The sequence below is a fragment of the Ruegeria profundi genome (genome assembly GCF_049800715.1).
Taxonomy (GTDB): Bacteria; Pseudomonadota; Alphaproteobacteria; order Rhodobacterales; family Rhodobacteraceae; genus Ruegeria; species Ruegeria profundi_A.
Window position 1 is genome coordinate 372,494 of sequence record NZ_JBNAFO010000003.1, and the last position, 13,114, is coordinate 385,607.

General features: G+C 60.7%; 9 protein-coding genes. 2 read left to right on the plus strand and 7 right to left on the minus strand.

Annotated elements, in window-relative coordinates; all coding sequences use genetic code 11:
* Positions 1 to 58: 58 nt before the first annotated feature.
* A complete protein-coding gene (locus ACP15L_RS07910) occupies positions 59 to 2,305 on the plus strand; it encodes a caspase family protein (RefSeq protein WP_425083760.1) in 2,247 nt (748 codons plus the stop codon).
* Here ACP15L_RS07910 and serB read toward each other — a convergent pair.
* Positions 2,302 to 3,177, minus strand: a complete 876-nt coding sequence (gene serB / locus ACP15L_RS07915) for a phosphoserine phosphatase SerB (protein WP_425083761.1) — start codon at positions 3,175 to 3,177, stop codon at positions 2,302 to 2,304. The genes ACP15L_RS07910 and serB overlap by 4 nt on opposite strands.
* Positions 3,178 to 3,321: 144 nt before the next feature.
* On the opposite strand from serB, the gene ACP15L_RS07920 reads away from it, so the two are divergent.
* Positions 3,322 to 4,839, plus strand: a complete 1,518-nt coding sequence (locus tag ACP15L_RS07920; protein ID WP_425083762.1) for a malonate--CoA ligase — start codon at positions 3,322 to 3,324, stop codon at positions 4,837 to 4,839.
* Here the strand turns inward: ACP15L_RS07920 and ACP15L_RS07925 are convergent.
* The 6 genes from ACP15L_RS07925 to gcvT all read right to left on the minus strand — a co-directional run.
* Entirely contained in the window at positions 4,826 to 5,551 is a 726-nt protein-coding gene (locus ACP15L_RS07925; RefSeq protein WP_425083763.1) for a metallophosphoesterase family protein, read from the minus strand. The two genes, ACP15L_RS07920 and ACP15L_RS07925, sit on opposite strands and share 14 nt — an antisense overlap.
* Before the next feature lie 121 nt (positions 5,552 to 5,672).
* The gene (gene serA, locus ACP15L_RS07930; RefSeq protein ID WP_170482243.1) at positions 5,673 to 7,268 is read right to left on the minus strand and encodes a phosphoglycerate dehydrogenase; all 1,596 of its coding nucleotides are present in this window, start codon (positions 7,266 to 7,268) and stop codon (positions 5,673 to 5,675) included.
* 57 nt (positions 7,269 to 7,325) lie between these two features.
* Positions 7,326 to 8,480 (minus strand): phosphoserine transaminase, encoded by a 1,155-nt coding sequence (locus tag ACP15L_RS07935; protein WP_425083764.1) that lies wholly within the window; start codon positions 8,478 to 8,480, stop codon positions 7,326 to 7,328.
* Between the two features lie 191 nt (positions 8,481 to 8,671).
* Positions 8,672 to 11,527 carry an aminomethyl-transferring glycine dehydrogenase gene (gene gcvP, locus ACP15L_RS07940; RefSeq protein WP_425083765.1) on the minus strand — a complete coding sequence of 952 codons (2,856 nt, stop codon included), beginning with the start codon at positions 11,525 to 11,527 and terminating at the stop codon, positions 8,672 to 8,674.
* A gap of 115 nt (positions 11,528 to 11,642) precedes the next feature.
* Positions 11,643 to 12,008: a glycine cleavage system protein GcvH gene (gene gcvH / locus ACP15L_RS07945; protein ID WP_170381008.1), complete on the minus strand. Its 366-nt coding sequence runs from the start codon at positions 12,006 to 12,008 to the stop codon at positions 11,643 to 11,645.
* A gap of 18 nt (positions 12,009 to 12,026) precedes the next feature.
* Positions 12,027 to 13,114, minus strand: a 1,088-nt coding sequence (gcvT, locus tag ACP15L_RS07950; protein WP_425083766.1) for a glycine cleavage system aminomethyltransferase GcvT, incomplete at its 5' end; no start/stop codon positions are given.

Below are 13,114 nucleotides of genomic sequence, written 5' to 3' on the forward strand. Positions count from 1 at the left end.
GATGCTAAATCTTGGGTTTGATAAAGGTCGGCGGCATCTACTAGCAGCTGCGTCTATCTTGACGATTTGCGCCAGCGGCCTCAGCGCGCAATCCCCGTCGGCAACCAGCGCGAATAGCAGGGTTGCGATCGTCATCGGCAATCAGGACTACACGAGCGTTGGCGACCTGACCAATGCCAGAAAGGACGCCGAAGATATCGCGGACATGCTGCGGGACTTCGACTTCCAAGTCTTCGATGGCTACGACCTGACCAAACGCGAGTTTGAAGAGTTGATCCGCACAGCAGTTCTGAACATCCCGGATTCTGCAGATGTTCTGTTCTACTATGCGGGTCACGGCATTCAGATCGGGCGGCGAAACTATTTGCTGCCCGTGGATGCCAAGTTTGAAAGCGTCTATGATGTGCCGCTGGCAACGATGACGCTGGATCGCGTGATTGACACCCTGTCCGCCCGTAGTGCAGCCCATGTGGCCATTTTGGACTCTTGCAGGGACAATCCGTTTCAAGACCTCAGATTGGCGGCCGATCTAGACGCCAATTTGTTCGAAACCCGCGAAGGGTTTGACGTGTTCAAGACGCCGCTGAACTCTTTGATCGCCTATTCTACCTCGCCCGGTGCAGTGGCCAGTGATGGCGAGATTGGCCACAACAGCCCTTATACGGCCGCCGTTCTGGAAACTGCCCAATCCTCTCCGTTTGAGAATATCCAACAGCTCTTTCCAGTCATTCGCGAGAGGGTTCACACCAAAACATCGGGGCAGCAGATCCCTTGGGAAAGCTCGACACTGGTGCGCCCATTCTATCTGGCCCAACAACAGGTCGAGGTTGAACCAGATGCGCTGCAGGATGGGGCCCCCCAATCCCTCTCGCTCAGCTATCAGTTCGATAAATCCGTCCCGCTCTCCCAAAGCTTGAGCCAAGCGCTGGGGCGGGACATCGTAGATGTGCGGGTGACGGAAACCCCTGACCGGGGTGCTGTCAGCGCCAGCGACACATCTCTGACCTATACGCCCGAGATCACGGACACACGTGCCGTTGACCTGCCCAAAACCGATTTTGCCGATACCTTCGCGGTCGAGGTCGTAACCGCCGATCAGACGCGACAGACGGTTGAGGTCTCTCTGGAATTGGGGATGAATGCCTGCGATCTCGAAGCGGGGGATGCGCTGGATCTTAATGGCGTTGGCGTGTTTCGCCTGCCGAATGAGCTGGATATCACCAAAGGTCTGGCCGCCTGTTCGCAAGCGGTCGAGGACTATCCGGAAAACGCGCGGTTCCAGTATCAACTGGGCCGTTTGCAACAAGCCGCAGGCAATGTGCCAGGCGCCTTTGAGAGTTTCACGACCGCTGTCGACGGCGGGCATATTCGCGCCAAATACGCGCTGGCTACCTTGCTTGAAACAAAACGCATCGACCGCGCGGTCACCAAGACCCCCTTTGACCCGGAAAAAGCACGCGCCCTGCTGGAGGAAGCCACAGCCGAGCAAGACCCCTATGCCATGCACCGGCTGGGTCAACAGCTTCTACGCAACGGCGAAACAACCGAAGAGAAAAGGCGCGGTTTCGAGCTGTTGGAGCGCTCCGTCGAGCTTGGCCATACCTATTCAATGAATGAGCTGGGCCTGTATTTCCTGCTTGAAAGTTCGGACCACTATATCCCCGAACGTGGGTTGCGATATTTGCGCGCGTCCGAATTGCGTCAGGACATCTATGGGTACGACAATCTGGCCTATGTCTCGCTGAACGGGCTTGGCGGCAATCCGGTCGATTTCGATAAGGCGGAGTCCTACTTTCTGGCGGCAGCCCAAGGCGGGCACCCAACCGCTCCGGCCAGTATCGCCCGCATGATCATGCGGGACCAGCTACAGGGCCGGCCTCGCACTGAGGCTTTGGCCTGGTACGATACATCGCTGGAACGCGGTGATGCCTGGGGCGGTGCGAACGGAGCTTATATCATTCTGGACGGTCAGGTACCGGGCAAAGGTCCCGCTGACGCCGCGCTCAGGGCGGCCAAAGCAGCCCTGCTGCCGAATGAGGAACCTGCCGCGCAGGCTCAATCGCAACTCGACAGCCTCTCGCGCGGCGATTTGGATCGGGCTTTGCAACTGGCGCTGAACGAACTTGGGGAAAATGTCACCGTCGATGGCCAAGTCGGCCCGGCGACTCTGACTGCGCTGGAGAATATCAGCGCAAAGTTCGGAGTTCCGGTTCCCTATGCCGCCGCCAGCGATCCGAAGGCCCGGCTGTTGCTGGCCGCGCGGGTGTACTGGGCGCAGAATCCGGTGCGCTTTGACTTGTTTTAGACGCTGAAATCAGCCTTGCTGTAGCCCTGAATGTAAAGCAGGGCCGTCAGGTCTCCGTGATTGATCCGCACGTCGCACTCAGCCGCAACCGAGGGCTTCGCGTGCAGTGCAACGCCGGTTCCGGCCCGCCCCAACATGCCCAGATCGTTAGCTCCGTCGCCAACCGCGATCACGTCGCCCTCGGACAAGCCAAGCGTTGCGGTGATCCGCTCCAGCGACTCCACCTTGGCCTGCCGCCCGAGGATCGGGCGCTGCACATCGCCCGTCAGCTGCCCATTCTCGGTCAACAGTGTGTTCGCCCGATTCTCGTCAAAACCCAACTGCTCTGCAACGCGGGCTGTAAACGCGGTGAACCCGCCCGAGACCAAGGCCGCATAGCCGCCAGCCGTGCGCATGGTCGCCACCAGTTCACGCCCGCCTGGCATGAGGGTGATCCGCGTGTTCAGAACATGGTCAATGACCGCCTCGTCCAGCCCTTTCAACAGGCCGACCCGTTCGATCAGCGCGCCTTCGAAGTCCAACTCACCATTCATCGCGCGGGCGGTGATGTCCTTGACGCGCTCACCAACGCCCGCCTCATCCGCCAGCTCATCAATGCATTCCTGCTGGATCATGGTGCTGTCCATATCCGCCAGAAGCATTTTCTTGCGCCGCCCTTCAGACGCCTGAACGACCAGATCAACGCTCATCTCTTGCAGATCGGCCCAGACATCCCAGCGATTGTCGGGCATCTCGGGCAGCGTGAACTCGGCCGCCTCACCGGGGTTGAGCCACGTGACTTCGCCCCCGCCCCACGCATTTCGCAGCGCGTCCACCATCGGGACCTCAAGCGAGGGTGCGGTGGGATTTGTGAGCAAGGTGGCAACGTACATGGCAGGTCTCCGGCAATCTGAATAGCGCATATCGCAGGTGCAGCATTTTCGCCAGAGTTGGTTGGAAATATCTGGCAAACGGGGCTTTACGGTCCAGGTTTTCCCCGCCAGATTCAGCCCGCGACGCACGGAAAGGAACACCGAATGGCCAACCCGCTTTATGATCGTCTGTTTGGCATTCACGCCGGGAAAGCCACGCCGTTCCTGCTTCTTCCCGACGGTCAAGTTCTGACCCATGCAGCCTTTCTCGACATGGCCGCGCGGCTGGCCAACGCGCTGACGGGGCTGGAGCTTGAGCCCGGAGACCGCGTCGCCGTTCAGGTCGAAAAATCGCCCGAGGCGCTAGCCCTCTACGCAGCATGCGCGCAGACCGGGCTGATTTTCTTGCCGCTCAACACCGCCTATACGACCACCGAGCTGCAGTATTTCATCGAAAACAGCGGCGCGAAGCTAGTGGTCTGCGATATCGCGAACGAGGCTGGCCTGACCCCGATTGCCCAAGCGCAGAACGCCCATATTGCAACTCTGAACGCCGATGGCAGTGGCAGCCTGATGCGCCGGGCGCTGGGAATGCTGCCTGCGTATGAACCTGTCAGTCGGTCCGAGGATGATCTGGCCGCGTTCCTTTATACCTCGGGCACCACGGGGCGGTCGAAAGGTGCGATGCTGACGCAGGCCAACCTGCTGTCCAATGCCGAAACGCTGGTGCAGGAATGGCGCTTCACCAAGGACGATGTGCTGCTGCATGCGCTGCCGATCTTTCACACACATGGGCTGTTCGTAGCGACCAACGTGGTGCTGGCCTCTAGCGGGTCGATGATCTTTCTGCCCAAGTTCGATCTGGACGACATCCTGCGTCTGATGCCGGAGGCCACCTCGATGATGGGTGTGCCAACCTTCTACACTCGCCTGCTGGGCGATGACCGGTTTACCGGAGATCTGACGCGCCATATGCGGCTGTTCATCTCAGGCTCGGCCCCGCTGCTCGCAGAAACCCATGAGTTGTTCGAGGCCCGCACCGGGCATCGTATCCTCGAACGCTATGGAATGACCGAGACCAACATGAACACCTCGAACCCCTATAACGGCGAACGCCGCGCCGGGACGGTCGGGTTCCCGCTGCCGGACGTCGAGCTGAAGGTTACGGACCCCGAAACCGGTGCGCCGCTGCCACAAGGTGAGATCGGGATGATCGAGGTACGCGGTCCGAACGTCTTCAAGGGCTATTGGCAGATGCCCAAGAAAACCGCCGCCGAACTGCGCGAGGACGGGTTCTTTGTCACCGGCGATCTGGGCCGGGTGGACAAGGATGGCTATGTCCATATCGTTGGCCGCGGCAAAGACCTGATCATCTCAGGCGGCTACAACATATACCCCAAGGAAATCGAGCTTGTGCTGGATAACCAACCCGGTGTTCTGGAAAGCGCGGTCATCGGCGTGCCGCATCCGGATTTTGGCGAAACCGTGCTGGGCATTTTGGTGCCTCAGCCCGGACAAGCCCTTGATCTGGATGCCATTCTGGCGCGCGTTCAGGATCAGCTGGCCCGGTTCAAACATCCGCGCAAACTGATCGTGCTGGATGAGCTACCGCGCAACACCATGGGCAAGGTGCAAAAGAACGCCCTGCGCGAGACTTATAAAGACAGCTTTACGCAAGGCTGACCCGGCCCTTTTCAGTCACCTCCCAACAGGTGCGGCCTTCGAAGACAACGGCACTGGCCGGGCGACCATACCCCGCGCCGGTATCCAGATTCACGCGATTGCCGCAATGTGCCACCCGGTCGACCGGAGTATGGCCGTGAACGATCAGCTTGGGATGCGGCGCAGTATGTTTCAAAAACTCCTGCCGGATCCAGACCAGATCGTTTTCATCCTGCTGATCCAACGCGATACCGGGGCGGATGCCTGCATGAACGAAAGCCAGATCTGGTGTCTGATGCATCAAGGTCAGCCCCAGCAAGAACGCACGATGATCCTCAGGCACGGCCTGCAACGCCATGGCGTGCAGATCCTCAAGCCGGGTTTGCCCCTCGAACATGATACCATAGCTGGCAAGTGTTTCGACCCCGCCCAGACGCTCATGCAGCCAGTGGTAACCGACCAGAAGATGCGGATCATGGCGGGGGAAATCCTCAAGAAACCATGCAAACATACGGTCGTGATTACCCAGCAAAGTGATCCAGTCCCGCCCTTCGGCGCGTCCCGCGATCAAGCGGTCGATGACACCCCGACTGTCCGGCCCCCGGTCGGTATAGTCGCCCAGAAACACCACCTGAGCCTCAGGCCCGCCATCGCGGTCGATCAATGAGAGGAGTCGGTCGAACTCGGCGCTCTGCCCGTGCAGGTCGCCAATGGCGTAGATCGGTTTGGTCATGAAAAGGTCTCTGCTGCTGTCACGGCAGTTTAGCGGGGAGAGTGCTGATAGCGCAATCTGGAACACCCGCGCCGGTCCTTGGCGCGGGTGTCAAACTGTCTGAAATCAAAAAGGGTACCAATCAGGCGACGTCGAACTCCAGCGGTTTGATCTGCGTGAACAAGCCCGTTTCCGCCAGCTTAGCGCGCGCCTCGGCCGGGACAGGTTCGTCCACATAAAGAAGCGCAATCGCCTCACCACCCGCCTCGGACCGGCCGAGGGTAAAGTTCGCGATGTTCACGTCGTTCTCGCCCATGGTCTGACCCAGCGCACCGATGATGCCCGGCACATCCTCGTTGGTGGTGTAGAGCATATGCGCCCCGATCTCGGCATCGATATTGATGCCTTTGATCTGGATAAAGCGCGGCTTGCCATCGCTGAACACGGTCCCACCGATCGAGCGCTCGCGCTTGGTGGTCACCACGGTGACCTTGATATATCCCTCAAACGCACCGGACTTGTCCTGATTGGTGGTCGAGATCTTGATGCCACGCTCTTTGGCCACGACGGGCGCCGAGACCATGTTCACCTCGGGATTGAACTTCTTCATGATCCCCGCAACGACGGCGCAGTTCAGAGCGGCCAGGTTCATTTCAGCCGCTACACCATCGTAGAGGATGTTGATCGCCTGAACCGGCTCATCGGTCATCTGGCCGATGAAACTGCCCAGATGACCGGCCAGCTTGATCCACGGCCCCATGACCTTGGCCTCTTCCGCCGTCACGCTGGGCATGTTCAGCGCGTTTTCCACCGCACCGGTCAGCAAGTAGTTCGAGATCTGCTCGGCCACTTGCAGCGCCACGTTCTCCTGCGCCTCGGTCGTTGCCGCGCCAAGGTGAGGCGTGCAGACCACGTTGGGCAGGTTGAAAAGGGCGTTTTCTTTCGCCGGCTCTTCGCTGAACACATCGAACGCCGCGCCGGCGACATGGCCCGATTGCAGTGCCTCAGCCAGCGCGTCTTCGTCGACCAGACCACCGCGGGCACAGTTGATGATCCGCACGCCCTTCTTGGTCTTAGCGAGGTTCTCTCGGCTCAGGATGTTGCGCGTCTGATCGGTCAGCGGAACATGCAGAGTGATAAAGTCAGCGCGGGCCAGCAGCTCGTCCAATTCGACCTTTTCGACACCCATCTGCGCGGCTTTCTCTTCGCCCAGATAGGGGTCATAGGCCACAACCTTCATCTTCAGGCCAAGCGCGCGCTCACACACAATACCGCCAATATTGCCCGCCCCGATCACGCCGAGGGTCTTGTTCGTCAGCTCAATGCCCATGAACTTGGACTTTTCCCACTTACCCGCATGGGTCGAGGTGCTGGCCTCGGGGATCTGCCGCGCCACTGCGAACATCATCGCAATCGCGTGCTCAGCGGTGGTGATCATGTTGCCGAAGGGCGTGTTCATCACGATCACACCCTTCTTCGACGCCGCATCCTTGTCGATATTGTCGGTCCCGATCCCGGCACGACCGATCACTTTCAGTTTGTCGGCCTTCTCCAGAATGGTCGGTGTGACCTTTGTGGCCGAACGAATGGCAAGGCCGTCATACTGTCCGATCACCTCGGCCAGTTTGTCTTTGTCCTTACCCAGATCGGGCATGAAATCCACGTCGATGCCGCGATCGCGGAAAATCTGAACGGCGGTTTCGCTGAGCTTGTCAGATACGAGTACTTTGGGGGCCATTTTCTCTGGTCCTTGAATTGTATGGAAGGTCCGGGCCTTGAACGGCCCGGTGAAAAGTCAGGCAGCCTCAGACTGCGCCGCGATCTCGGCCTCGAAGGCCCATGCGAGCCATGGCAGCATCGCCTCTATATCCGAGGTCTCGACCGTACCACCGCACCAGATGCGCAGGCCCGCAGGCGCGTCGCGATAGGCACCGATGTCCAAGGCGATACTCTCGGCCTCAAGCCGTTTGGCCACGGCTTTCGCGAATGCTGCACCGTCCTGAATGCGCCCATCCGTGAATTTCAGGCAGACCGAGGTGTTCGATTGCGTCGCCGCATCCTCGGCCAGATTGGCGATCCAGTCATTCTGCTCACAGAACGCGTGCACCGCACTGGAATTGGCATCGGCACGAGCGATCAGCCCCTGCAACCCACCAACCGAGCGAGCCCAATCCAGCGCGAACAAATAATCCTCGACCGCCAGCATCGAAGGAGTGTTGATCGTGGCCCCATTAAAGATACCGTCGATCAGCTTGCCACCCTTGGTCAGGCGGAAAATCTTCGGCAGCGGCCATGCGGGGGTATAGCTTTCCAACCGCTCAACCGCGCGTGGGCTCAGGATCAGCATCCCGTGTGCAGCTTCTCCACCCAGCACTTTCTGCCAGCTGAAGGTGGTCACATCCAGCTTGTCCCAGGGCAGGTCCATCGCAAAGGCCGCCGAGGTCGCATCACAAATCGTCAGGCCCTGACGGTCATCGGCGATCCAGTCGCCGTCGGGCACCCGCACGCCCGAAGTCGTACCGTTCCACGTAAACACCACGTCATTGGAGAAATCGACCGAAGCAAGATCAACGATCTGACCGTAATCTGCGGTCTTCACCTTGGCGTCGATCTTCAGCTGCTTGACCACGTCAGTCACCCAGCCCGCGCCAAAGCTTTCCCAGGCCAGCATCTCAACCTTGCGTTCGCCCAGCAGAGACCACAGCGCCATCTCAACCGCGCCGGTGTCCGAGGCTGGCACGATGCCGATCTTGTAATCCGCCGGAATGCCCAGCACTTCGCGAGTGCCTTCGATGGCCGCTTTCAGCTTGTCCTTGCCCACGGCCGCACGGTGCGAACGACCCAGCGCGGCATCGGCCAGTTTGGACAGATCAAATGTGGGGGGTTTGGCGCAGGGGCCCGAGGAAAAACGCGGATTCGCCGGCCGCGTCGCCGGTTGTTCAGTGCTCATCTGTATTACCCTTCCAGATACACGCCCCTCGTTGGGGAGGGGTGTCCCACGGACAGAGCTATGAGGCCTTCGCAGACGCAGCAAGCGAAAAAGACGCTTTCACCGCAAAAAACGACCCCAAAGATGAGCGCAAATGAGAACAGAGGTTTCCGATAAGCGAAAACCCCGCCTTTCGGCGGGGTCTTTTAGTTTTATTCTGCGGCTTCTTCGTAAGCTTCCATTGGTGGGCATGTGCAGACGAGGTTTCGGTCTCCGTATGCGTTGTCGACGCGGTTGACGGGGGACCAGTATTTGTCGACGCCCATGGAGCCCGGAGGGAAGCAGGCCTGTTCGCGGGTGTAGGGGCGGTCCCAGTCGCCGACCAGATCGCGCACCGTGTGGGGGGCGTTTTTCAGCGGGTTGTTCTCCGCGTCGATCTTGCCGTCGATGATGTCCTGCGCCTCGGCCCGGATCGAGAGCATGGCGTCGCAGAAGCGGTCCAGCTCGTCCTTGGGTTCGGACTCGGTGGGCTCCACCATCAGGGTGCCCGCCACCGGCCAGGACATGGTCGGCGCGTGGAAGCCGCTGTCGACCAGACGTTTGGCGACGTCATCCACGGTGACATGCGCTGCCTCGTCCAGCGGACGCGTGTCGAGGATGCATTCATGCGCCACACGACCGGTCTCGGAGGTGTAGAGGATCGGATAGGCATCCTTCAGACGCGCCGCGATATAGTTGGCGTTCAGGATCGCCACTTTGGTCGCCTGCGTCAGACCCGCGCCACCCATCAGCAGCACATAGGCCCAGCTGACCGGCAGGATCGAGGGCGAGCCGAAGGGCGCCGCCGAGACCGGACCCACAGCGGTGCCGTATTCCGGGTGGCCGGGCAGATGTTCTTCAAGGTGGGCCTTGACGCCGATCGGACCCATGCCGGGGCCGCCGCCGCCATGCGGGATGCAGAAGGTCTTGTGCAGGTTCAGGTGGCTGACATCGCCGCCAATGTCACCGGGACGCGACAGGCCCACCATGGCGTTCATGTTGGCGCCGTCGATATAGACCTGACCGCCATGGTCATGGGTGATCTGGCAGACCTCCTGCACGGTGGTCTCGAACACGCCATGGGTCGAGGGGTAGGTGATCATGCAACCGGCCAGATGATCGGAATGCTTCTCGGCCTTGGCGCGGAAGTCGTTCAGATCAATGTTGCCATTCTCATCCGCCTGCACCGGCACCACCTGCCAGCCCACCATCTGCGCCGAGGCCGGGTTGGTGCCATGCGCCGAGGTCGGAATCAGGCAGACATTGCGGTGCCCTTCGCCGCGGGCGAAGTGATAATTGCGGATGGTCAGCAGGCCTGCGTACTCGCCCTGCGCGCCCGAGTTGGGCTGCTGGCTGATCGCGTCATAGCCGGTGATCTGGCACAGCTTGTCGTTCAGATCGGCAATCATCTCATGATAGCCCTGCGCCTGATCTTCGGGGCAGAACGGGTGCAGATTGCCGAACTCGGGCCAGGTGACCGGGATCATCTCGATCGTGGCGTTCAGCTTCATGGTGCACGAGCCCAGCGGGATCATTGCCCGGTCCAGCGCCAGGTCGCGGTCGGCCAGACGGCGCATATAGCGGGTCATCTCGGCCTCGGCCCGGTTCTTGTGGAAGATCTCGTGGGTCAGATACGGCGTCTCGCGCAGCGCGTAGTCCGGCAGGCGGTACTGCTTGTTCGAGCTGTCGTCTGTCTTGTCGATGCCAAAGGCCCCCCAGACGGCTTCAATGGTCTCGGGCCGGGTCTGTTCGTCCAGGCTGATGCCAACCTTGGTCTCGCCGACCTTGCGCAGGTTGACGCCCCGGGCGACGGCGGCCTCCATGACGGTCTTCTGCAGGTGGCCGACCTCAACGGTGATGGTGTCGAAGAACACTTCGGGCTCGACCGAGAAGCCCGCCTCTTCCAGACCGGCGGCCAGGCGCGAGGTCTTGCGGTGTACCGATTGCGCGATGGCCTTGATGCCGTCGGGGCCGTGATAGACCGCATACATCGAGGCAATCACCGCCAGCAGCGCCTGCGCAGTACAGACGTTCGAGTTCGCTTTCTCGCGGCGAATATGTTGCTCGCGGGTTTGCAGGGCGAGGCGATACGCTTTGTTGCCGCGGCTGTCGATGCTGACGCCGATGATCCGGCCCGGCATGGACCGCTTCAGCTTGTCGGTGGTCGCCATGTAAGCGGCGTGCGGGCCGCCATAGCCCATCGGCACGCCAAAGCGCTGGGTCGAGCCGATGGCAATATCCGCGCCCATCTCACCCGGTGACTTCAGCAGGGCCAGCGACAGGATGTCGGCAGCGACGATGGCGATGGCTTTGTGCTCATGCAGCGCTGCGATTTCCTTGGTGAAGTCGCGCACATGGCCGTGGGTGCCGGGGTATTGGAAGATCGCGCCAAAGACAGCACCGGCATCCAGCGTATCGGGATCGGCCACCTGCACGTCGATGCCCAGGGGCTCAGCGCGGGTTTTGATCACCGCGATGGTCTGCGGGTGGCAGTTCTTGTCGACAAAGAACGCCGCGTTGTTGGCCTTGGACCGACCGCCGCGCTTGGCCATCGCCATGGCTTCGGCCGCAGCAGTGGCTTCGTCCAGCAGCGAGGCGTTGGCCACATCCAGCCCGGTCAGGTCGCTGACCATGGTCTGGAAGTTCAGCAGCGCCTCAAGACGGCCCTGGCTGATCTCGGGCTGATAGGGCGTGTAGGCGGTGTACCAGGCCGGGTTTTCCAGGATGTTGCGCAGGATCGGCGCGGGCGTGGTGGTGCCGTAATAGCCCTGACCGATCAGCGAGGTCAGAACCTTGTTCTTACTCGCCACCTCTTTCATGTAGAACAGCGCATCGCGCTCGGTCATTGCCGGACCCCAGTCCAGCGGCTCTTTCTGGCGGATCGCCGGCGGGACGGTGGCGTCGATCAGTTGGTCCAGCGTCTTGAAGCCGATCACCTTGAGCATGTCGCGCATCTCGGTCGGGCTGGGACCGATATGGCGGCGATTGGCAAAGTCATAGGCTTCGTAGTCAGTCAGTTTGAAAGCCATTGCAGCGCTCCTATGAATAAGTCAGGTCGGGCGGAGACCACGCAGGCCCCCGATACATCATCACGAGCCGGTCCGGCCCGAACGGGCGGAGCCCCATTCAGGGCTCCGGTCTGGATCAGCCGATGAAGTCCTTGTAGCCGGCCTCATCCATCAGATCTTCCAGCTGCGACGCGTCGGTGATCTTGATCTTGTAGATCCATGCCTCACCTTCGGGGTCTTCGTTCAGCGCGCCAGGATTGTCGGCCAGCGCCTCGTTGACCTCGACGATCTCGCCATCAACCGGGGCATAGAGTTCCGAGGCCGCCTTGACGGATTCGATCACACCGATCTCGCCGTCTTTCTCAAACTCATCACCCACTTCCTGCTGTTCCACGAAGACCACATCGCCCAGCTGCTCGGCGGCATGTTTGGTGATGCCCAGAGTGGCTGTGTCGCCATTCACGTCGATCCACTCGTGCTCTTCGGAATAATAGGTTGCCATCTTGTCTCTCTCCTGACTTCAACGCTTGTAATTCTGGGTGACGAAGGGCAGCGCCACGATCTCGGCCGGTTGTGGCTTGCCCCGAATGATCAGATTGACGGTCTCGCCCGGCTCACCATGGCCTGCGGACACATAGCCCATCGCAACGGGGCCACCGACCGTCGGGCCAAACCCGCCCGAGGTGATCTGGCCAATCGTATTGCCTTCCGCACACTGGATCTCAACACCCTGACGCGCAGGCGCGCGGCCCTCGGGCTTGATGCCCACCAGCTTGCGGGATGCGCCCTCGGCCAGTTCTCTCTGGATGCGCTCGGCCCCCGGGAACCCGCCCTCTTCCTTGCGGCGCTTCTGGATCGCCCAGCTCAGCGAGGCTTCGATCGGCGAGGTGCTCTGGTCGATGTCATTGCCATAAAGGCACAGCCCGGCCTCCAGCCGCAGGCTGTCGCGCGCGCCCAGACCGGCCGCTTCACAATCCTCATGCGCCAGGAAGGCGCGGGTGATCTCAATCGCCTTGTCCTCTGGGATCGAGATCTCGTACCCGTCCTCACCGGTATAGCCCAGGCGCGAGATACGGCATTCGACGCCGTTGATATCGGCCACGGTGGTTTCCATGAACTTCAGATCGCGGGCGGGCGGGCAAAGCTCACCCACAACGTTCTCCGCTGCGGGGCCTTGCACGGCGACCAGCGCGCGGTCGAATATCTCGGTCACTTCGACGCCTTCGAGGTGCTCGCGCATATGCGGAATGTCCTGATGGCGCAGCGCCGCGTTCACCACCACAAAATAGTGATCCCCCGCGTTCGACACGATCAGGTCATCCATGATCCCGCCGTCTTCATTCGTAAAGAACCCGTACCGCGCCTTGCCTTCCTTCAGCGTTGCATAGGCCTGCGGGCAAAGCGCCTCAAGCTTCTCGCCCACATTCTCACCGCGCAGGATCACCTGACCCATATGGCTCACATCAAACACCGCCGCCTTCTCACGACACTGCTTGTGCTCCCCCATAATCCCCAACGGATACTGAACAGGCATCTCCCAGCCCGCAAAATCAACCATCTTTCCACCCAACTCAACGTGAAGAGAGTAAAGTGGAGTGCGATTCGGTG

Bases quoted from the DNA above. Each gene is read 5' to 3' on its own strand.
- serA (WP_170482243.1), bottom strand. From the start codon at position 7,268: ATGGCCCCCAAAGTACTCGTATCTGACAAGCTCAGCGAAACCGCCGTT.
- gcvP (WP_425083765.1), bottom strand. From the start codon at position 11,527: ATGGCTTTCAAACTGACTGACTACGAAGCCTATGACTTTGCCAATCGC.
- gcvH (WP_170381008.1), bottom strand. From the start codon at position 12,008: ATGGCAACCTATTATTCCGAAGAGCACGAGTGGATCGACGTGAATGGC.
- serB (WP_425083761.1), bottom strand. From the start codon at position 3,177: ATGTACGTTGCCACCTTGCTCACAAATCCCACCGCACCCTCGCTTGAG.
- ACP15L_RS07920 (WP_425083762.1), top strand. From the start codon at position 3,322: ATGGCCAACCCGCTTTATGATCGTCTGTTTGGCATTCACGCCGGGAAA.
- ACP15L_RS07935 (WP_425083764.1), bottom strand. From the start codon at position 8,480: ATGAGCACTGAACAACCGGCGACGCGGCCGGCGAATCCGCGTTTTTCC.
- ACP15L_RS07925 (WP_425083763.1), bottom strand. From the start codon at position 5,551: ATGACCAAACCGATCTACGCCATTGGCGACCTGCACGGGCAGAGCGCC.